This window comes from Bacillus cereus group sp. N6, assembly GCF_016483705.1.
GTDB lineage: Bacteria > Bacillota > Bacilli > Bacillales > Bacillaceae_G > Bacillus_A > Bacillus_A wiedmannii.
This window is the reverse complement of sequence record NZ_JAEHBI010000019.1, coordinates 51470-71413: the sequence shown is the minus strand read 5'-3', so window position 1 is coordinate 71413 and position 19944 is coordinate 51470. Positions and strand designations below refer to the sequence as shown.

The window sequence follows — 19944 nt, the reverse complement described above, 5'->3', positions numbered from 1 at the left end:
TCGATAATGCAAATAAAATCGCTTTATTTACAAAAAAATTAAAGAAGCTAATCCATTGATTAGCTTCTTTATTTGTTAAATTTGAAATTCAGGATCGTCTTCTTTTCGTTTATCCATCATTTCTTTCACTTTATCAACAGCTTGTGGTGCTAATTCAATTATTTTATCGATGACGTGTGTTTGCTTATCTAAATGCAACACTTTTACACCTTCTCCATTTATTACAAGAAAAGCAACAGGATTAATAGAAACTCCTCCACCACTTCCCCCGCCAAATGGATGACGGCCTGAATGTTCTACTTTACCAAATTCACTTCCACCAGCAGCGAATCCGAAACTAACTTTTGAAACGGTAAGAATTACACTTCCATCTGCCGCTTTAATCGGATCACCAACAATTGTATTTACATCAGTCATTTGTTTTAAATGCTGCATTGCGGTTGTCATTAAACCTTGAATTGGATGGTCCACTTTATATCCCCCCTATGCTTGAACTGATTTTTCATTCGTACCAGATCTTTGTCTTCTCATAAACGTGAGTAATTTGATACCCGTTTTTATAGCACGAAATATACGAAAAGATGCTGTTAACTCACATCTTGATGCAAATCCTTTCCCTTGAAAAACAGGGGTGATTTCAAATTCTGGTACGTCAACAATATGCATATATTGTCCTACAACTCCAGCAGCCATTCCTTTTGTCCCCCATGCATATCCAGTGACAATTCCAGTACTAGCTGCATCACCTGCTCCAATTTGGGTGTGCCATTTCCAACTATTGATTTTTACTCGTTTGAGAAAATCTTTAACGATAGTATGAACTTCTTGCAGCTTTTTTATCAGTTCCCCTATACTATCAAGTTGTGCCATAATTTTATTATCAATTCCGCCGTCTTCTTCAGCTTTTTCGATTTTCTGTCCTGTCTTTTTCTGCTGTTTTTCAATTCTTTCCAATACGTCAAACGTATATCGAATCATCCATATTTTCACTTGAAACAAACATTGCTTTTCCATTTCTGAATATAAAAATGTCACTTTAAGCTTTATTTTCGACAATAGTATAAGCAAAATAAAAAGGAGAAGAATTATTATTCCAATCACGAGCCACTTCATACGTATCATCCTTTCACTCCGTACCCATTATCGACAAGTTTATTCATCATTAAACAGAATCCTTTAAAATTGAATATAAAAATTTTTCTAAAAACAAAAAGGGATTTTGACATTTTATATCGAAATATATTATTTGAACATATCGTCGGGGAACATATTTGGATGATATGTAGCACGAAGAACAGAAAATTTAACTGCAGTGGAGGGATACATAATGGCAGATCGTCGCAATTTATTTTTCTTTTATGGTGATGACAAAGCAACGCTCGTTGAAAAAATGAAACCAATCTATCGTATTTTAGAAGAGAATGGTTTTACCATATTAGATCATTCAAAAAATGCAAACGCTATCGTCAGTGTTGGAGATGATGCAACTTTCTTACAAGCCGTTCGTCAAACTGGTTTTAGAGAAGATTGTTTATACGCAGGGATTTCTACGAAAGATGAAACTTCTTTCTACTGCGATTTCCATATTGATCACGTTGATACAGCCCTTCAAGAAATTACAAAAAATGAAATTGAAGTGCGAAAATATCCAACAATTCAGGTAGATGTAGATCACGGTACATCTTTCCATTGTTTAAATGAGTTCTCATTACGCTCTAGCATTATTAAAACATTCGTTGTAGATGTTCACGTTGATGATCTATATTTCGAAACATTTAGAGGGGACGGTTTAGTTGTTTCTACCCCAACAGGAAGTACAGCTTACAATAAATCTTTACATGGTGCGGTTGTTGATCCGCTTATCCCATGCTTCCAAGTAAGCGAATTAGCATCTTTAAATAACAACACATACCGTACGCTCGGTTCACCATTCATTTTAAATCACGAGCGTACACTAACTTTAAAACTACGACCAGACGGTAACGATTATCCAGTTATCGGTATGGATAATGAAGCGCTTAGCATTAAACAAGTGGAAAAAGCTGTTGTACGCTTAAGCGATAAACAAATTAAAACAGTTAAATTAAAAAACAATTCCTTCTGGGAAAAAGTACAGAGAACATTTTTATAGCATTAAAATAACCGCCGAATTATGGGATCCCATAATTCGGCGGTTATTTATTTCTCTCGCTACCGGCCACTATTCTTGTCATTTTTTATCGGTAAGTCGATATATTTTCACACGTCTTTCCTATACACAATCTTCCCATCAATTACCGTCATTTCTGCTTGTACTTCTTTTATTTCTTCTGCCTCTACCTCAAATATATTTCGATCTACTATCGTAAAGTCCGCTTCATATACCGTTAATCTTTCCTCTGGCATATAGCATACGCCGTCAATAAAACTTCTACGTGTAACAGCACTATATATGCCTAAAAACGGATTCACTTGTTCAATTGGCGCGTCAGACCCACCGTTGCAGTGTAATCCCGCTTCTAGTAACGTCTTCCAAGCATATGCATATCGAAGACGATGCTCGCCTAGTTTTTCAATGACTGATGGGAAGTCCGATGACACAAAGACGGGCTGAATATCGATAATAGCCGGCAAGTGTTGCATTCTCTCAATCAATTCTTCACGAGCTAACTGACAATGAATAATACGATCGCGAAAACCTTCTGCTGGTGGATATAATTCAAGTGCATCAATGACATATTCAAGCGATAAATCACCTATTGTATGAATCGCAACTGGCATATGTAAATCCCGTGCTTTTTTCACTAACTCCGCAAGCTCTTCACGTGAGAAGATTGCAACTCCATTTGTTTCCTGCGCATCTTCATACGGTTCACTTAATAAAGCTGTTCTTCCGCCAAAAGAGCCATCAGAAAAAATTTTCATCGCTCCAAATTCAATATAATGCTCATTTTCATATTCTTTTCGCTCATGTGCCACTTCATGGTGAACGAGCAAATGCGCTTTAAAGGGCATTTCTTTTATAACATGAGAAAACGCATTATGCGTTTTTCTAAAACCACCGTAATAATTTAAATCTTCCGTATGCCCACCGACGAGTCCGTATTGCCAGCAATCTTTAATCGCTGTTTGCAGAGCTCTTTGTAAGTAGGATTCATCAATTTCAGGCTGCACATGTTCTATTAGTTCTTGTCCTTGTTCATATAAAAGCCCTGTTAAATTATTCAATGCGTCCCGGCCGACTTTTCCTCCTTTCGGGTCTTGCGTCGTTTCTGTTATGTTCGCTTCTTGCAATATGTATGAATTCACCCATGTAACGTGGCGACAAACGCGCTTTAATAAAATGGGGTGTTCTTTAGAGATTTCATCTAAATCACGTACATGAACTTGTTTTGTATCTGTAAAATTATTTTCATTCCAGCCTTCTCCAATAACCCAAGAACCTTTTGGCGCTTCTTCTACTCGCTTCTGAACAAGAGTCAGCACTTCGCTATAAGATGTACAATTTGATAAGTCTAGACGGAGTAACCTCTCCCCGTGCCCAATAAGATGCATATGACTATCAACGAGACCTGGGATCATCGTTTTGCCTTTTAAGTCATACAACTTCACGTCTGAATATCGACTTTCTAGCTCTTCCTTACTCCCAGCATCAACAATCATGCCCTTTTCAACATAAATAGCTTCTACTTTTTCATTCTCTTCTCGCATCGTGTAAATGGTGCCACCATACCAAATTTCTCCCATATGCTCATCCCCCCTTTTCCCTTTAGTCTACAAAATTAGAGCGTATAAAAAAAGCACCATTTCGATTAAAAATGGTGCTTTTTCAAAAATTAATTTTGTTCAGTAGGATTCGTTGTAATTTGCCATTCAATGCTAAATTTATCTTTTAGTTGTCCGTATGCTGGGCTCCAGAACGTTTCTTGAAGTGGCATAATAACTTCTCCACCCTCTTGTAACTTTTCGAATACTTCTTTTGCTTTTTCTGCATTACTAATTTGAATTGCAATTGTTACTTGAGATCCGATTGCATGCCCTTGACCTGGGAATGTATCAGAAATCATAAGGTCCGTATTACCAACTTTTAAAGTAGCATGTAAAACGCGCTCTTTTGCTTCAGCTGGAATCGGGTATTCTGGATTTTCAGGCATGTCACCAAAAGTTTGCATGACTTCTACTTTTGCGTCTAACGCCTCTTTATAAAACTGTACAGCCTCTTGCCCACTACCATCTAAAACTAAGTACGGATTAATACCTAAAATCATACGGACACCTCTTTTTTAAGTTTATAAAAATCGAACTTGTGTTCGTTTTTATATTATCATTGTTTGGCATTTCATTCAACTATTTCCTTCACTGTTTTCAAAATTATTTTGACGGAATCTCCATCTCTTGTTTTCTAAGTTCAATACGGCGAATTTTTCCGGAAATCGTTTTCGGTAGTTCATCTACAAATTCAATTTTACGAGGGTATTTATATGGTGCAGTGAGTTCTTTGACGTGTTGTTGGAGTACTGGAATTAATGTTTCTTCATTCTTGTCTATATTCTCTCTTAATACGATAAATGCCTTCACGACACTTCCGCGAATTTCATCAGGGCTTGCGACAACCGCACACTCTCTTACGTAAGGGTGTTTTACGAGCGCATCTTCTACTTCAAACGGCCCAATTGTATAACCAGAGCTAATAATAATATCATCACCGCGCCCTTCAAACCAGAAATAGCCGCCTTCATCTTTCTTCGCTTTATCACCGGTAATATAATAATCACCGCGGAATTGCATCGCTGTGCGCTCATCGTCTTTATAATATTGTTTAAAGAGGGCTGGCGTTTCAATGTGAACTGCGATATCACCAACTTCTCCTACCTGTACCGGAATACCTTCTTCATCTACAATATCAACGTGGTTGCCTGGCGTTGGTTTTCCCATTGATCCCGGTCTAATATCCATCCCTTTCATTACACCAACAAGCAATGTATTTTCCGTTTGCCCGTAGCCGTCTCTTACTGTAATATTAAAGTGCTTTTGGAACGTTTCAATGACTTCTCTATTTAACGGCTCACCTGCGGATACAGCGCTATGTAACGCTTCTAAATTGTACTCACTTAAGTCTTCTACTTTTGCCATTAATCTATACTCAGTCGGCGTACAACAAAGCACATTCACCTTATTATCACCTAATAAGTTTAAATACGTTTTTGGTTCAAATTTACCGTTGTATACAAATCCTGTCGCTCCTGATCCGAGAGTTGCTAAAAACGGGCTCCAAATCCACTTTTGCCAACCTGGACTAGCCGTCGCCCATACAACATCATCCTCTTCAATTCCGAGCCAATTTGGAGCGCTCGTGCGCAAATGAGCGTATGCCCACGCATGCGTATGAACAACACCTTTTGGGTTTCCTGTCGTTCCTGACGTGTAAGATAAAAAGACCATATCTTCTTTATCAGTCTTCGCCATTTCTAACATGTCACTTTCTGTTTCTAACGCTGTTTTTAAATTAATCCATCCATCTACTGACTGCTCGCTCAGAACGAATTTTTGAAGAGATTTCATCGCTTCTATATCATCAAACTGCCCAATGTACGGCTCATAACTTACGATTGCTTTTACTTCCCCGTGCCCAATGCGATATTCTATATCCTTTTTGCGCAACATTTCCGAACTCGGAATTACGACAAATCCTGCTTTAATCGCAGCGATATACGTCATGTACGCTTCAATTAAGCGCGGCATCATAATGAGGAGCTTGTCCCCTTTTTGCAGACCACTCTTTATAAAAGCGTTTCCAATTTTATTCGCACCTTTCATAAGCTCAGCGTATGTAACTTCTCGTCTATTCCCTTTATCATCTTGCCAAATTAAAGCAAGCTTATCTTTATCACCTGTATATTTCTCTATTTCAGAAACTAAATTATAAGACGGCGGCGCCAACAATTCTTCTCTCTTCATACAATATCCTCCTCCATTTCTATGCCTCCCTTATATAATAAAGAATTTTCAGTTAATTTTGAACCCTCTTCTTTTGACAAATTTTTTATATCTATGTCGAAATGAATGTATAACGGTGTAAACAACAAAAAGAAAGAGCGGGAAAACCCGCTCTTTCTAAGCCATCTTATATGGGATTATTTTTGGTAACCGCCTAATTGTTGCTCAGCTAGTGAAACTAGACGTTTAGTGATTTCACCACCAACAGAACCGTTAGCGCGAGCTGTTGCATCTGCTCCAAGTTGAACACCAAACTCTTGAGCGATTTCGTATTTCATTTGGTCTAATGCTGATTCAGCACCAGGAACCGCTAATTTATTTGTGCTACGTGACATGTTATATCACCTCCTTGTGAGTATAGAGTGTGATAAATAACATGACTTCATACACGTTTTAGATATGGTAATTTATGGTCTTAGAAAAGTTCTTCGAATTTGTCTTCTTCCGCCACTACTTCTACCGTTTGTAATACCATTGTTTCTTTGTTCGCTACAGCTTCATCGATTAACGGTGTGAAATCGTATTTCGCTTCAAAACGATTCGCTTTTTCACGCTTCGGCTTCGTCGATGGGCTTGCTGGTGTGAATACTGTACAGCAATCTTCGTACGGACGAATTGAAATATCATATGTGCCAATTTCTTCAGCGATTTTAATAATTTCTAATTTATCCATCGTAATAAGTGGACGAATAACCGGATAGTTTGTTACTTCGTTGATTGTATGCATACTATCTAACGTTTGGCTTGCTACTTGTCCAAGACTTTCACCAGTCGTGATTGCAAGTGCATTACGCTCCTCTGCGATACGCTCTGTAATACGCATCATCATACGGCGCATAACTGTCATTGAATAACTAGATGGAATTTCTTTATTAATCGTTTTTTGCACTTCTGTAAATGGAACAAGGTGAAGCGTTACACGTTTACAGTACTTCGTTAACTCTTGTGCTAAATCGATTACTTTTTGTTTTGCACGCTCGCTTGTGAAAGGTGGGCTATGGAAATGAACTGCTTCCACAGACACGCCGCGTTTCATCGTTAAGTACGTTGCTACTGGGCTATCGATACCACCAGAAAGAAGTACCATTACTTTTCCGCCAACGCCAACTGGTAAACCACCAGCTCCCATATGCTCACCACACATAATATAGCTGTAACCACTGCGAATTTCTATACGTACATTCACATCTGGATTATGAACATCTACTGTGATATCCTCTGTATTTTCTAAAATGTGTCCACCAATTTCTGGAAGTAACTCCATCGTCTTCATTGGGAAGCGCTTATCAGAACGGTGCACTGTAATTTTAAATGTTTTCACATCATCTTTTACTTGTAAGAAAGCTGCTAATGCACCCTTTTTAATATCTTCTAATTCTGATGGTACTTTCATCGCTAAGTTAAACTTATGAATACCAAATACATCTTTCAATCTTTCAGAAATTGCTTCATGGTCTTCGCCATTTAATTGGATGTACATACGGTCATGCGTTGCATCGATTTTAATATTTGGGAACTTTTTCAGTTTGAACTTTACGTTATCTTTCAATGTGCTTACAAATTTAGAGCGGTTCTTACCTTTAGTCGTCATCTCTCCATAACGAACTAAAATATATTCATATGTCATCATATTCCTTTACCTCATCACTTCATATAATTTTGGCATCGTCTCTTTCACAATACCTTCAAATTGTTTTACTTCTTCCATCGTGTTTTCTGGTGCCAAACTAATGCGAATAGCACTTGCAGCAGCGGCATGGGGTACTCCCATTGCCACTAACACTCTGCTCACTTCATTTGCTTTTGAAGAACAAGCAGACTTCGTCGATACATATACACCGTGCTCTTCTAAAGCATGAACGACCACTTCTGGTTTTAAACCAACAAATGACACATTTAAAATGTGCGGTGCTGCATATGCAAGCGACGTATTAATCGTTACATCTTCCATCTCTTTCAAGAAACGGACAAGCTCTGTTTGTAAATTGTGCAAATGAGCTATCTTTTCTTTCACTTGTTCCATCGTCATGCGAAGTGCTTTCACCATCGCTACAATGCCAGGTAAGTTTTCTGTACCAGAGCGATACTTAAGCTCTTGTTGACCACCTGATAAAATTGGATCTAACCTTACGCCATCACGAACATAAAGTAGACCCGTTCCTTTTACACTGTGGAATTTATGTCCAGATATTGAGCAAAGATCAATATGAGAAGCATATAAATCAAGCGGTACTTTTCCTATCCCTTGCACATGGTCCACATGGAATCTTATTTTCGGATAGTTCGATAATAACGTTCCAATTTCAGCAACAGGCTGAATTGCTCCAGTCTCGTTGTTCACGTGAATAATTGACACAAGAATCGTATCTTCACGAAGTGCTCGTTTTACATCCTCTACCGATACAACACCATGCTCATTAACCGGTAAATATGTTACATCAAAACCGAGATCTTCTAATTGTTTATATGCTTCAAACACAGACGCGTGTTCAATATTTGTTGTAATGATATGTTTACCGCGCGAACGATTCCTCATCGCTATTCCTTTAATCGCAAGGTTATTCCCTTCCGTTCCACCTGATGTGAAAATAATCTCAGAAGGTTTAACGTGAAGAAGCTGCGCTGCAATCGTTCTTGATTGTGTTAATAGACGCTCTGCCTCTCCCCCAAGCGAATGAATAGAAGAAGGGTTTCCAAAATATTTTCCAGCAACCGTTACGTACGATTGAAGGGCTTCTGGATATGGCTTCGTCGTCGCACTATTATCAAAATAGATCATCGTTCTTCCCCTTTCAGCGCTATCACATCATATAATCATATCACAAATACGTGTAATTACGCTAAGACTACTCAAAGGTTCCATTTTATCCCGATTGTGAAGGCCGATAATTAGCTAGGATGACCCTACTGACTACAGTTTCACTATATTTTAAAACGAATAACCTTACTGTATTCCGCTATTCATTATAGCAACATCGTCCCCAAAATTACACAAAAAAACAAACCCTTATGAAAGGGTTTGTTCATTGTCTACATATTCAGCTATTTTTTGAACAACGCCAGGTTCAAGTTGCTCTAGTACAGAAGCCGCTTGTTCTAAAGCTGCATCGTATTGATATTCACGGAATAATTTCTCCGCATAATTTAAGCTCTCTGCAAGGTTCTCATCATGACTGCGGTAACGATTACCGTATTGAATTAATTTTTCAACTAAATACGCTTGTCCAATTAACTCTTCTGTCATTTCAGCTACACCATTAACAGTTGTGTACGCTTCTTCTAAACTGCTATTTACAGCATTCATATTTAACGGTTTCACTTCTAACTGTTCATATACAGCTTGCATTGCCATTTGTCCTCTTTGTAAATCTTCCATAATGCTTTCTGGAAGACCTGGCAAATTCGACTTTTGCATAAAACGTTTCGTTTCAAAAATGATATTTCGCATTTCTTGTAACTTCTCACGTGCTTCAAATTCTTCTTTACGCATCGTTTGCAGCATTTCTTTATATTCTGCATGAAGTACTTTTAACGTTTCACATTGCTCATAAACCTCTTCTAGTTCCTCACGAATAATAGAGAAGGCTATATCTTGTTCCGCAACTCGTAATCGCAGCATTTGAAAACGTTTCGTTAAAATATGCATTTGCTTTTCAATTACTTTTTGAGACTCAATGTCCTTATCTTGTAGCTGATAACTTTGTTTCACAAGTTGTGTTTCTGCTTTTGTTTCAATCGTTTCAGTACGAATTTCTTCTAAGTCTTCATAAACAGAAAGTGTTTTTTGCTCCACATAATGTCTCGCATGTACTTCTTGTTCCAGTTGATCATAGAAGCCATCTAAACGCGTTTTTAAGTTTTCTACTTTTTCAGCGGCTTCTGTTATATGAAGCTCCTGTATATCCATTAAACATGTGTGTAGTTGTGTCGTCATATCACGAACTTCTTTAGGGACTTCCAAATACTCTAATACATAACCTTGTCTTACCATATCATTATGTCCTTGTAATAAATCTTCCAGCTGAACTGGTAACGTCGCTTGACACTCTACCAATAAATCCGGAATTTGATGAATAATGATTTCTAAGCTTGCCAAACCTTCTTCTAAACTAATAACAATTTCTCTCGCTTTTAAATAGTCACCATTATCTGTTGCCTCTTCAAAGCTTTTAAACTTATTAGATTCAGCATCTAGCATCTCTTCGATTTTCTGCTCTGCTGCTCCATACATATGTCTATGAGCAAGAACACTCTTCTTCATACTACGATATGTATCACGTAACTCTTCAATTTCCGAGCTATTTTTTTCATGGCTTTCTAACAATTGCTGTAATTCATTTAAAATATCTGTAATACGATTATCAGCGTCATCTAAACCACTTATGGATTCATTCATCGCATGCTTTGCTTTTCGGAAGGAGAATTGCGAGGCGAATTTTCGCGCTTGCGCTAAATCTTTGTCTGCTTTCGGAAGGGTTGTTGATACAATCTCATCCCATTCTTCACGCCATTTACCAAACAGTTCTTCTGTTTGACCCGTCATGTTTAAATCTTTCACCCGTTTTAGTTCATCTGCCACAGGTTTATCTTTTATCTCTTGTTTCCACTGCTCCAGTGCTTCAATATCTTTATATGAACGATTTCTTATCACAAGCTCTATCATGAGCAGCACTAGAATAGAGCTTACTACAATGATAACGATCGTCAGGATAGAATCCATGCAAAAAAGCCTCCTAGTTATATCTCTTTTTTTGTCCGTTCCGTTTATGAAATGGAAGGCATTATGTATAAAAAGGGAATTCCCCTATATTTAACAACTAACAATGTACTAATCATACCATGTAATGGCGCGTTTTTGACCTAGTTTTTTTTAAAATTTCATGTTTCTTTCAATGCAATTGTAATCTTTCTCAATCTTCTGTTTGGATTAGCTTCCATCATCAAATGATTGCAATAACGGGTTCTCTTCCATATGGGATACGAAATAAATTTTGCGTGCAAGTGGTGGTTCAATAGAAATCGCATGCACATTCCCTTGCTTTACCGCTTGCTTTACTGACATTTCTGGAAGTAACGTAATACCAAGTCCAGCTCCGACCATCGCAAGCATCGGTTCTGCATAAGAAGTTTCAAATGCAATGATTGGTTTCGCACCTATCCCCTGAAACATATTCGTAATCATTTTCCTTACATCACAGATTTCTGGGTATACGATTAACTTTTCATTTTGCAAATCTTCCATTCGGATCACTGTTTTCTCTTTATAAAGATGATCATTTGAAACGACACAAACAATTTTTTTCTACTCGCATTTCTTTTATACACGTAGCGTCTTCTACTACTGAATCGACGAACATCGCTTCAATCTTCCGTTCTTTAAAGAGTCCCATTAGTACTTTCGTATGCTCAATTTTCCATTCTACTTCGAATCCGTCACCTAATACATCTTTACATTTTGATATGTAATGAGCTGCTAAACTTGGCAATATGCCTATAGAAATTTTCCGCTTCTCTTGAAAATTCTTCATTTCGGCTTTCACTTCATATATGTGTTCCAAAATCGGTAACATTCTTGTTATAAATAACTCTCCAGCTTCTGTTAACTTCACTCCTTGTGCGGAACGCTTCAGTAAAGTAACCTCTAAGCCCGCTTCTAACCTTTGAATTTGTTTACTAAGCGCCGGTTGAGAAATATGTAAAAGCTTACTCGCCTTTGATAAACTTCGCGTATTCTTTACTTCAAGAAACGATCGTACTGCCTCCAAATCCATCGTACACACCTCTAACATAAAGTTATAACTGTCATAAAAAATCGATATTTCCTTCTATAAACAATTACTCTTTATACTTATTTCATCAACTTACTATAACGAAATGTAAAGGGGAAAGATACTCTTGGACAAAAAACAAATGCTACTCGGATCCCTCCTATGCTTACTTGCCGTAACGGCTTGGGGATTTATGTTTCCTGTCATGGCAAATGCCCTGCAGTTTATTGATCCGTTCTTCTTCACAACTATCCGATACGGATCAGCAGCTATTATTTTTCTTATTTTGCTATTCATTACTGAAGGAAAAACTTCACTCCGCTTAGAGAAAAGAACACTTTCGTTATTCTTTTACGGAACAGTCGGTTTCGCTGGATATGGTTTTCTCATTTTTTACGGCCAACAACTTGCTGGGCCTTCTGGGGCCATTCATGCTGCGATGATTCAGTCTCTTATGCCACTCATCGCTTTATTATTGCAGTGGATAACAAAAAACAAACGCCCACAAAACTACACATTCCTTTGTATGTTCGTTGCATTGCTCGGTGTTATGCTCGTCATTTCAAAAGGAAATATTCACTTATTATTTGGATCTGCCAGTCACCTCTCAACAAATATACTTATGCTATGCGGCGTTACTTGCTGGGTCATTTACACGAACGGTGGTGCTCGTTTTCAATCTTGGTCACCACTTCGATATACGACGTTAACTTGTTTATTCGGCTCCATTTCACTCATCGTTATTGTCGCTTTCTTCACGTACACAAACATCGTTACTATGCCGTCACTTCGTACCATTATGAGCGTTCGTTTTGAACTCTTGTATATGTCGATTGTTGCAGGTGTTATCGCTGTATTTTGCTGGAACACAGGAAATCGCTATATTTCATCTATTAACGGCATATTATTTATGAATTTAGTTCCTGTACTTGCACTTATCGGTTCCATCTTTCGAGGTTATACAGTCGACAAAATTGAAATTGCCGGAGCCTCATTAACAATTATTGCGCTATTATGCAACAATGCATGGCAAAGGAAAGAAAGCACAAAAATCCCCACCTCAGTTCGTTAGGTGGGGATTTTTCACATATGAACAGCTCTTGGCAATTCATAGTACATATTCGTTATACATAATGTTTGCTCCATCCATTGTTCAATTTCTTTCGTGTACATTTCTATGAAAAATGTCTCAGACGGAAAAGAATGCAGCACTTCTGATATATATTGTGGATATAAAAACGGCATATTCATCATACCTTTTAATTGCGTCATAAACATTGTAAAAGATACCTTTTTAAACTCTTGCTTCATTTGTCCCTGTCTAATCATTTGCTCTATATAATATCTTTCTTTAGAAAAGTAAATGGTCATCACTTCGCGAATTAATGTCGTATCAAGTGAAAGCTCTCGGTAGAAGAAACGTGTCAGTTCCCTATTTTCAAATTGATATCGTAAAATCTCACGCACCATTTGCACCATCACATCTTTAGCCGACAAATATTCTCTCTGTTCGAACGACATTTCAATCACATGAATATATCCTTCTAAAAAGTCAGTAATAAGCTGTTCTAATAAACCTTGCTTTCCAGCAAAATAATATGAAATATTCGCTACATTCACATCCGCTCGCTTTGCAATTTCTCGCACCGACGTTCCATCATAACCTTTCGTGTTAAACAACGATATTGCCGCATCAATTACTTTTTGTTTCGTCTGTTTCATGCGCTCACTTCCTCTCACTGAACAGCTATAGTTTAAATTTCTTGACTTTTAAGACAAATTCCTTTAATTTTCTATCGACAAAGTCATGTGAAATACATTGTATTTTGCTAATATTTTACACATCTCGATAAAAAGGGAGTTGTTTCCATGTTTACAAAAGAAAGTTATGCAGGTTCTCGTGAAGAGCAATACGAGACAGTAATTAAACAACTGGATGCATTATTAACTGGCGAACCGAACGTAGTCGCAAACTTATCAAATGCGTCCGCATTATTAAATCAATTTTTAGATCGTGTGAATTGGGTTGGCTTTTATGTAACAGACGGAAATCAGCTTGTTCTTGGACCTTTCCAAGGAATGCCTGCTTGCGTGCGCATTCCATTTGGACGAGGCGTTTGCGGCGTTGCAGCTGAAACAAAAACAACGCAGCTTGTAGCAGACGTTCACCAATTTCCAGGACATATCGCTTGCGACAGTGCTTCGAATTCAGAAATCGTTGTACCGATCGTGAAAGAAGGAAATGTCATTGGTGTACTTGATATTGATAGCCCTGAAAAAAATCGTTTTGATGAAGTAGATCAGCGCTATTTAGAAAAGTTTGTGGAAACACTCCTAAAACATATTTAAAAAAGAAAAGAGTGAGTTATCGATTGCGTACATCACGTACGAAACCGATAGCTCACTCTTTTTTATTGATTACTAACAGTAGATACTTTCTTTAGTGCCTGTTCTAAATCAGAAACGATATCTTCCCATGATTCTAAACCGACAGATAAACGTATTAAATTATCGTAAATACCCATTTCTTGTCTTAGCTCAGTTGGAATCGCAGCGTGTGTCATCGTTGCTGGGTGCTGAATTAACGTTTCTGTATCCCCTAAACTTACGGCAATTGTAATAAAGTGAAGGTCATTGATAAACGCTTGCGTCTCTTCTTTTCCGCCTTTAATTGAAAAAGAAATCACACCACCGCCCCGTTTCATTTGGCGAGATGCTAACTCCCCTTCTGGATACCAAACACCTTCTACCGCATCATGATTTTTCAGAAACGAGACAATTTTTTCTGCATTATCACAATGACGGTCCATCCTTACCGCTAACGTCTTTAATCCACGTAACAATAACCACGCATCAAACGGCGCCATAATGCCGCCGATATCTTTACGCATCGGGCGAATTTTTTCAGCTAATGCTTTCGTTTTACAAATCGTTACACCCGCCACAACATCGCCATGACCACCAATATATTTTGTCGCACTATGAACAACCGCATCACAACCAAGTTCAAGCGGTCTTTGTAAATAAGGTGAACAAAACGTATTATCAACAACGACAAGTAAGCCATTTCGCTTCGCAACCCGAATAACTTGTTTTAAATCGATTAATTTCATCGTTGGATTAATCGGTGTTTCAACGAAAATAATCTTTGTATTCGGACGGATTTTATTTTCGACATCATCCTCTGTCTCCATATCACAAAACGAATGCGTAATCATAAATTTCTCTTCTAACACTTCTAAAAAACCGTACGTGCACCCGTATAATCCATTTGAACAAATAATATGATCTCCAGCTTTTAAAAAGCCAATTAACGTTGCTGAAATAGCTGCCATTCCTGATCCGAAAGCAAGTGCTTCTTCTCCTCCTTCTAACACCGCCATACGTTCTTCAAATAATTTTACAGTTGGATTTCCAAGTCTTGAGTAAATATAAGACGGATCCACTCCCGCAAAACTCGCCTCTCCTTGCTGCGCAGTCTCAAATGTAAATGTAGACGTTTGAAATAACGGTGGTGTTAAACTTCCTTTATGTTCCTCAGATGTATACCCGTGATGAATTAACGCTGTCTCCATATGCTTCTTTTTCATAAAAACATCCCCTTTTATGTTTTTATTCCCGCATATTCATCAACAAAAAATTAATGAACATTTTTTACTATATTTTATGTAAGCGTTTCATTTGTGTTTCTATCACTTCTTTTATATCGTTTTAAATTCCTTCTTGTTCATTTCCAAAATTTATATGCATAAAACAAAAACGTACTTGCTTGACGAAACTCTGGGTAAAAGATATAATAGCGTTTGTGTAAAATAAAAAGGCAGCCTTGTAATGTGAGTTTATCGTTTGTATTTTGTTCCTCTACGGAGGTGTATCTCGTAACTCCCTGCTGCTGGAGCGAAGGTACATGAAAACAAAATGCCCGTAAATATCGATTACGTCTGTTTTTATTTTACGTAAATAAAAACATTTTTAAAGGAGGAGTCAACTATGGCTCGTTATACAGGTCCAGCTTGGAAACTGTCTCGTCGTCTTGGAATCTCTCTAAGCGGCACAGGAAAAGAATTAGAAAAACGCCCTTACGCACCAGGTCCTCACGGTCCTAACCAACGTAAGAAACTTTCAGAATACGGTTTACAATTACAAGAGAAACAAAAACTTCGTCACATGTACGGCATGACTGAGCGTCAATTCCGTCGCACATTTGACCAAGCAGGTAAAATGCCTGGTAAGCACGGCGAAAACTTCATGATCCTTCTTGAAGCTCGTCTTGACAACCTAGTTTACCGTATGGGCTTAGCTCGCACTCGTCGTGCAGCTCGCCAATTAGTAAACCACGGCCACATCACAGTTGATGGATCTCGCGTAGATATCCCATCTTACCGTGTAAAACCTGGTCAAACAATCAGCGTTCGCGAAAAATCTAACAGCCTTGTTGTTGTTAAAGAAGCGATCGAAGTTAACAACTTCGTACCAGAATACTTAACTTTCGATGCTGATAAATTAGAAGCTACTTACACTCGTCACGCTGAGCGTTCTGAGTTAGCAGCTGAAATCAACGAAGCATTAATCGTAGAGTTCTACTCTCGTTAATGACAAAAAGCCAATCCTCTGGATTGGCTTTTTTCGTTTATATATAAAATAAAATTATTTATTTTCCTCTTGTTGAACGTATACATAAGCATCTTTCTGCTCTTTATGTACATCCACCTTCGAATTCTCTGCAAGCTGACCCGCGTTTAGCAAAGAAAAAATAATGAGCGCTTCTAGTGACATTTTATTTTACCACTCCTTTCTAGTTGTTATACATTTATCATACCGCTTACATGTGATTTCCGTATGAACTCGAAAAGGAGATTACAACAAAAAGGTTACAGGAATACGAATGCACGCTATAATAACCATAAAATAGGGGGTTGATTCATTTTGACAATAAATCAAATGGTTCAATTAGGTAGTGCATGTATGCTGTTTATTACTTCCGCACTTATTAATTGGTATCAGGGAAGTAATTTAATAGATGATCCTGATGAATGGAAATATAGCGCTAAGTTTACGAATTACTTTAAAGGCACCGTTTCAAGTTACGAAGATATTTATCAAATCGATTTCTTTATATATGCAGCAAAATTTTATCCAACAGCATTTATTGTTATGCTCAGTAGCTTACTTTATATGCTCATATTAATTCTTCATATTCTATTTACAAGAACTCGTAAGGTAATCTAAATTCATACATAAAAAACCCGAATCATAAACTTTTCAGCCTACAATTCGGGGTACTATTTGTTTTATATTCGTTTCTGATTAGTAACGAATTAAGAAATATTTCTTTTTACCGCGGCGAATGATTGTGAATTTACCTTCGATGCGGTCGTTTTCTGTTACAACGTAGTCTAATGCTTGTGTACGCTCACCGTTTACGTAGATTGCGCCGTTCGTTACATCTTCACGTGCTTGACGTTTTGATGGAGAGATTTTGCTTTCTACAAGTAAGTCGATTAATACTGTATCTTCTGCAGTACGTTCTACAGATGGTACGTCTTTGAACCCTTGTTCGATTTCGCTTGCAGTCAGTTCTGCTACAGAACCGCTGAATAATGCAGCTGAAATTTTAATCGCTTGCTCTAATGCTTCTTCGCCGTGAACAAGTTTTGTCATTTCAGCACCTAATGCTTTTTGTGCTGCACGTTTTTCTGGTGCTTCAGCTACTTGCTTCTCAAGCTCAAGAATTTCTTCATGAGATAAGAATGTGAAGTATTTTAAGTATTTAACAACGTCGCGGTCATCTGTGTTAATCCAGAATTGGTAGAACTCGTAAGGAGTTGTTTTTTCTGGGTCTAACCAAATTGCGCCGCCTTCTGTTTTACCAAACTTCGTACCGTCAGATTTCGTAACTAGTGGAATTGTTAAACCAAATGCTTTCGCATCTTCTTCTGATTTACGGATTAATTCAAGACCAGCTGTAATGTTACCCCATTGGTCACTACCACCGATTTGCAAGCGGCAATTATGGTTTTGGTATAAGTTTAAGAAGTCGTATGATTGTAAAATCATATAACTAAACTCAGTGAATGAAATACCAGTATCTAAACGAGATGCTACTGTATCTTTTGCTAACATATAGTTTAAACCGAAGTTTTTACCGATATCGCGTAAGAATGAAATTACATCTAAGTTACCAAGCCAGTCATAGTTGTTAGCCATTGTTGCTGGGTTGTCCACGTTTTCAAACTCTAAGAAGTTTGAAAGTTGGTTTTTAATGCTTTCTGTGTAGTAAGCAACTGTATCTTTCGTATTTAATGTACGTTCTGCTTTTTTACCACTTGGGTCACCGATCATACCAGTACCACCGCCAACAAGTGCGATTGGTTGGTGACCAGCTAATTGGAAGCGACGTAACATTAATACTGGTAACATATGACCGATGTGTAAGCTATCCGCTGTCGGATCGAAACCACAGTATAATTTAACGCTTTCTTTTTCTAATAATTGCTCAAGTCCCTCAGCGTCTGTTTGCTGATTAATTAGACCGCGAAATTCAAGATCTTGTAAAATACCCATATCCTACATACTCTCCTTTAAGTTCATTACTGGCGTGAAGGTTGAAAACATAAAAAAATCGCCCCTTCAAATAAGGGACGATTTTGATTATCGCGTTACCACCCTAGTTGCAGGCAAAAAAAAGCCTACCACCTTATTTACATAACGGCTTAGCACCGTCTTTTCCCTTTTGAATACAATTCAATCGAAAAAAGATGCTCTAGGGGCGTAATTCGCGATCATCTATGTGCTGATTTTCACCGGCCATCAGCTCTCTAAAACAGGGAAATGATCACTACTTCTCCCTTTCCACGCTCAATTATTCATATACTTTTCTTTATACCATCATTTATATAGGCGTGTCAAATAGAGGTCGAGTTTCTCTTCTTGCTAATCCTTTACAACGTCGCAAAGAGTATCGTAATAAGAGAAAGAATTGGAACTCCAACTAATAACGATACATGAAACACAACAGATAAATCGTTCCCAATCGTCGCCTCCACAGGATCTTTCGCTGGAGAACCAAGAAATCCGATTAATCGATCGAAGCGACTTACCGTTTTTGGAAAATCTGGTATTTCTACATAATCACTATCTAAATGCTGCTTTAATTTATATTCACTTTTAAAGGGATTTTCGCTCAATTTCATCCACCTCCAGCAATTGTTTCAATTTCTTTATCCCGTTATGAAGTCTCGACTTCACTGTTCCAATCGGAATGTTTAATATCTCAGCAATCTCTTTTTGCTGCATATCATGATAATAAGAAAGAATAAGGACAGCTCGCTGCTCTTCCGGAACTTTCAAAATTGCTTCTCTTACTGTGAGCCGATCTTCGTGGGAAAATTCTTTTTCCTGAATCGGCACTAAAAATGGCAAAAGCGTATGCCACTTTTTTCTTCTATTTAATTTATTAATCATGAGACGATAACCAATTTGAAATAAATACGTTTTTATTTTGCCTTTTTCAAGTTCATACATATGTTTCTTACGCTCTAACGTCAAAAACGTATCTTGCACAAGGTCGATACTTAATTGTTCATCTCGGTTAAATCGATACAAAAATGTGTATAGCGCTGGTTTGATTAAAACATATAGTTTTTCTCCCGCCTGTTTATCTCCACTTTGATACGCAAGCATGAGCTCCTCCTCAATCCCAATCTGCGCCATGATTTTTGATCTCCTTTATTCCTTTTAACGTTAACGAAATACGGGAAATTAAATATACACTTGCGACAATAATCCATACTTGTGATTGATTTGTAAAAAATTGAACATACGGGTTTTGTATTGTATGACCGGTTGAAACTAAAATATTTAATGCTTGCACACATATGCATGCATACACTGCAAGACAAGCCGAAATTGTATCAAATACATTCCAGCGAAAATACACTTTTGTTTTTGTAAAATCAATTTTATATCCATTTTTTCTTACTATATGTTTTCTATCAAATGGAATAATGATTGAAAACATAACAATCATCATGACCCCAGCTGTAATCATTGATACTTTAAATCCGATTGGCATCGGTAAGAAAAGACCACAAGAAAATACGACTATAATTCCAATTAAAGCAAAAGCAAGAAGTAATTTATTAGACATATAAAAGCCTCCCTCATCTATTCTTTCATAAATGTATACAGACGAGGAAGG

The 19944-nt window shown here is 37.6% G+C and carries 21 protein-coding genes, 1 pseudogene and 1 other annotated feature; of the genes and pseudogenes, 5 read left to right on the top strand and 17 right to left on the bottom strand.

Going from position 1 to position 19944, the window contains the following annotated elements:
• Positions 1-75: 75 nt before the first annotated feature.
• Both ytfJ and JDS99_RS15380 read right to left on the bottom strand, forming a co-directional pair.
• Complete coding sequence (ytfJ, locus tag JDS99_RS15385) at positions 76-471, bottom strand: GerW family sporulation protein (RefSeq protein WP_000350005.1); 396 nt, start codon at positions 469-471, stop codon at positions 76-78.
• Between the two features lie 12 nt (positions 472-483).
• Positions 484-1122, bottom strand: a complete 639-nt coding sequence (locus JDS99_RS15380; protein WP_199695308.1) for a DUF2953 domain-containing protein — start codon at positions 1120-1122, stop codon at positions 484-486.
• Between the two features lie 205 nt (positions 1123-1327).
• On the opposite strand from JDS99_RS15380, the gene JDS99_RS15375 reads away from it, so the two are divergent.
• Positions 1328-2131, top strand: coding sequence for an NAD kinase (locus tag JDS99_RS15375; RefSeq protein ID WP_048544426.1), 804 nt, complete (start codon positions 1328-1330; stop codon positions 2129-2131).
• A 107-nt stretch (positions 2132-2238) separates the two neighbouring features.
• On the opposite strand, the gene JDS99_RS15370 is transcribed toward JDS99_RS15375, so the two are convergent.
• The 8 genes and pseudogenes from JDS99_RS15370 to JDS99_RS15335 all read right to left on the bottom strand — a co-directional run bounded on the left by JDS99_RS15370 (position 2239) and on the right by JDS99_RS15335 (position 11747).
• Complete coding sequence (locus JDS99_RS15370; protein WP_199695307.1) at positions 2239-3726, bottom strand: amidohydrolase; 1488 nt, start codon at positions 3724-3726, stop codon at positions 2239-2241.
• 89 nt (positions 3727-3815) lie between these two features.
• A complete protein-coding gene (locus tag JDS99_RS15365) occupies positions 3816-4247 on the bottom strand; it encodes a VOC family protein (protein WP_000600353.1) in 432 nt (143 codons plus the stop codon).
• A 103-nt stretch (positions 4248-4350) separates the two neighbouring features.
• Entirely contained in the window at positions 4351-5937 is a 1587-nt protein-coding gene (mbcS, locus tag JDS99_RS15360; protein ID WP_199695306.1) for an acyl-CoA synthetase MbcS, read from the bottom strand.
• Between the two features lie 176 nt (positions 5938-6113).
• Positions 6114-6311, bottom strand: coding sequence for an alpha/beta-type small acid-soluble spore protein (locus JDS99_RS15355; RefSeq protein ID WP_000091640.1), 198 nt, complete (start codon positions 6309-6311; stop codon positions 6114-6116).
• Positions 6312-6391: 80 nt separating this feature from the next.
• A complete protein-coding gene (gene thiI, locus JDS99_RS15350) occupies positions 6392-7606 on the bottom strand; it encodes a tRNA uracil 4-sulfurtransferase ThiI (protein ID WP_060486566.1) in 1215 nt (404 codons plus the stop codon).
• Positions 7607-7612: 6 nt separating this feature from the next.
• Positions 7613-8755, bottom strand: a complete 1143-nt coding sequence (locus tag JDS99_RS15345; RefSeq protein ID WP_000638957.1) for a cysteine desulfurase family protein — start codon at positions 8753-8755, stop codon at positions 7613-7615.
• Positions 8756-8983: 228 nt separating this feature from the next.
• Positions 8984-10696 carry a septation ring formation regulator EzrA gene (gene ezrA / locus JDS99_RS15340; RefSeq protein ID WP_199695305.1) on the bottom strand — a complete coding sequence of 571 codons (1713 nt, stop codon included), beginning with the start codon at positions 10694-10696 and terminating at the stop codon, positions 8984-8986.
• 207 nt (positions 10697-10903) lie between these two features.
• Positions 10904-11747: pseudogene (locus JDS99_RS15335) on the bottom strand (LysR family transcriptional regulator).
• A 124-nt stretch (positions 11748-11871) separates the two neighbouring features.
• Between JDS99_RS15335 and JDS99_RS15330 the strand changes: the two are divergent.
• Positions 11872-12816 (top strand): DMT family transporter, encoded by a 945-nt coding sequence (locus JDS99_RS15330; protein ID WP_088609303.1) that lies wholly within the window; start codon positions 11872-11874, stop codon positions 12814-12816.
• Positions 12817-12827: 11 nt separating this feature from the next.
• Here the strand turns inward: JDS99_RS15330 and refZ are convergent, their stop codons facing one another.
• On the bottom strand, positions 12828-13466 hold the full coding sequence (refZ, locus tag JDS99_RS15325; RefSeq protein ID WP_087985414.1) for a forespore capture DNA-binding protein RefZ: 639 nt from the start codon (positions 13464-13466) through the stop codon (positions 12828-12830).
• Positions 13467-13613: 147 nt separating this feature from the next.
• Here refZ and JDS99_RS15320 point away from each other — a divergent pair, with 147 nt between their 5' ends.
• On the top strand, positions 13614-14093 hold the full coding sequence (locus JDS99_RS15320) for a GAF domain-containing protein (RefSeq protein ID WP_087985415.1): 480 nt from the start codon (positions 13614-13616) through the stop codon (positions 14091-14093).
• 62 nt (positions 14094-14155) lie between these two features.
• Here the strand turns inward: JDS99_RS15320 and megL are convergent, their stop codons facing one another.
• Positions 14156-15334, bottom strand: coding sequence for a methionine gamma-lyase (megL, locus tag JDS99_RS15315; protein ID WP_088609304.1), 1179 nt, complete (start codon positions 15332-15334; stop codon positions 14156-14158).
• Between the two features lie 400 nt (positions 15335-15734).
• Here megL and rpsD point away from each other — a divergent pair, with 400 nt between their 5' ends.
• Positions 15735-16337, top strand: coding sequence for a 30S ribosomal protein S4 (gene rpsD / locus JDS99_RS15310; RefSeq protein ID WP_000135322.1), 603 nt, complete (start codon positions 15735-15737; stop codon positions 16335-16337).
• A 54-nt stretch (positions 16338-16391) separates the two neighbouring features.
• Here the strand turns inward: rpsD and JDS99_RS15305 are convergent, their stop codons facing one another.
• On the bottom strand, positions 16392-16520 hold the full coding sequence (locus JDS99_RS15305) for a transporter (protein ID WP_087985417.1): 129 nt from the start codon (positions 16518-16520) through the stop codon (positions 16392-16394).
• 150 nt (positions 16521-16670) lie between these two features.
• On the opposite strand from JDS99_RS15305, the gene JDS99_RS15300 reads away from it, so the two are divergent.
• Positions 16671-16973 (top strand): YjdJ family protein, encoded by a 303-nt coding sequence (locus JDS99_RS15300; protein ID WP_088609305.1) that lies wholly within the window; start codon positions 16671-16673, stop codon positions 16971-16973.
• A gap of 78 nt (positions 16974-17051) precedes the next feature.
• Here JDS99_RS15300 and tyrS read toward each other — a convergent pair whose 3' ends face one another.
• The 4 genes from tyrS to JDS99_RS15280 all read right to left on the bottom strand — a co-directional run bounded on the left by tyrS (position 17052) and on the right by JDS99_RS15280 (position 19893).
• The gene (gene tyrS, locus JDS99_RS15295; protein ID WP_046956195.1) at positions 17052-18308 is read right to left on the bottom strand and encodes a tyrosine--tRNA ligase; all 1257 of its coding nucleotides are present in this window, start codon (positions 18306-18308) and stop codon (positions 17052-17054) included.
• Between the two features lie 70 nt (positions 18309-18378).
• Positions 18379-18608, bottom strand: a binding site (T-box leader).
• A 77-nt stretch (positions 18609-18685) separates the two neighbouring features.
• The gene (locus JDS99_RS15290) at positions 18686-18931 is read right to left on the bottom strand and encodes a hypothetical protein (protein WP_088064575.1); all 246 of its coding nucleotides are present in this window, start codon (positions 18929-18931) and stop codon (positions 18686-18688) included.
• Positions 18912-19457 (bottom strand): RNA polymerase sigma factor, encoded by a 546-nt coding sequence (locus JDS99_RS15285; RefSeq protein WP_088064576.1) that lies wholly within the window; start codon positions 19455-19457, stop codon positions 18912-18914. The genes JDS99_RS15290 and JDS99_RS15285 overlap by 20 nt, the downstream gene beginning before the upstream one ends.
• The gene (locus JDS99_RS15280; RefSeq protein WP_088064577.1) at positions 19438-19893 is read right to left on the bottom strand and encodes a hypothetical protein; all 456 of its coding nucleotides are present in this window, start codon (positions 19891-19893) and stop codon (positions 19438-19440) included. Before JDS99_RS15280 ends, JDS99_RS15285 begins: the two co-directional genes overlap by 20 nt.
• Positions 19894-19944: the final 51 nt, after the last annotated feature.

Excerpts from the sequence above, each read along its gene's own strand:
- JDS99_RS15380 (WP_199695308.1), bottom strand. The coding sequence starts at position 1,122 with ATGATACGTATGAAGTGGCTCGTGATTGGAATAATAATTCTTCTCCTT.
- JDS99_RS15375 (WP_048544426.1), top strand. The coding sequence starts at position 1,328 with ATGGCAGATCGTCGCAATTTATTTTTCTTTTATGGTGATGACAAAGCA.
- JDS99_RS15370 (WP_199695307.1), bottom strand. The coding sequence starts at position 3,726 with ATGGGAGAAATTTGGTATGGTGGCACCATTTACACGATGCGAGAAGAG.
- JDS99_RS15365 (WP_000600353.1), bottom strand. The coding sequence starts at position 4,247 with ATGATTTTAGGTATTAATCCGTACTTAGTTTTAGATGGTAGTGGGCAA.
- mbcS (WP_199695306.1), bottom strand. The coding sequence starts at position 5,937 with ATGAAGAGAGAAGAATTGTTGGCGCCGCCGTCTTATAATTTAGTTTCT.
- JDS99_RS15355 (WP_000091640.1), bottom strand. The coding sequence starts at position 6,311 with ATGTCACGTAGCACAAATAAATTAGCGGTTCCTGGTGCTGAATCAGCA.
- thiI (WP_060486566.1), bottom strand. The coding sequence starts at position 7,606 with ATGATGACATATGAATATATTTTAGTTCGTTATGGAGAGATGACGACT.
- JDS99_RS15345 (WP_000638957.1), bottom strand. The coding sequence starts at position 8,755 with ATGATCTATTTTGATAATAGTGCGACGACGAAGCCATATCCAGAAGCC.
- ezrA (WP_199695305.1), bottom strand. The coding sequence starts at position 10,696 with ATGGATTCTATCCTGACGATCGTTATCATTGTAGTAAGCTCTATTCTA.
- refZ (WP_087985414.1), bottom strand. The coding sequence starts at position 13,466 with ATGAAACAGACGAAACAAAAAGTAATTGATGCGGCAATATCGTTGTTT.
- JDS99_RS15320 (WP_087985415.1), top strand. The coding sequence starts at position 13,614 with ATGTTTACAAAAGAAAGTTATGCAGGTTCTCGTGAAGAGCAATACGAG.
- megL (WP_088609304.1), bottom strand. The coding sequence starts at position 15,334 with ATGAAAAAGAAGCATATGGAGACAGCGTTAATTCATCACGGGTATACA.
- rpsD (WP_000135322.1), top strand. The coding sequence starts at position 15,735 with ATGGCTCGTTATACAGGTCCAGCTTGGAAACTGTCTCGTCGTCTTGGA.
- JDS99_RS15305 (WP_087985417.1), bottom strand. The coding sequence starts at position 16,520 with ATGTCACTAGAAGCGCTCATTATTTTTTCTTTGCTAAACGCGGGTCAG.
- tyrS (WP_046956195.1), bottom strand. The coding sequence starts at position 18,308 with ATGGGTATTTTACAAGATCTTGAATTTCGCGGTCTAATTAATCAGCAA.
- JDS99_RS15285 (WP_088064576.1), bottom strand. The coding sequence starts at position 19,457 with ATGGCGCAGATTGGGATTGAGGAGGAGCTCATGCTTGCGTATCAAAGT.
- JDS99_RS15280 (WP_088064577.1), bottom strand. The coding sequence starts at position 19,893 with ATGTCTAATAAATTACTTCTTGCTTTTGCTTTAATTGGAATTATAGTC.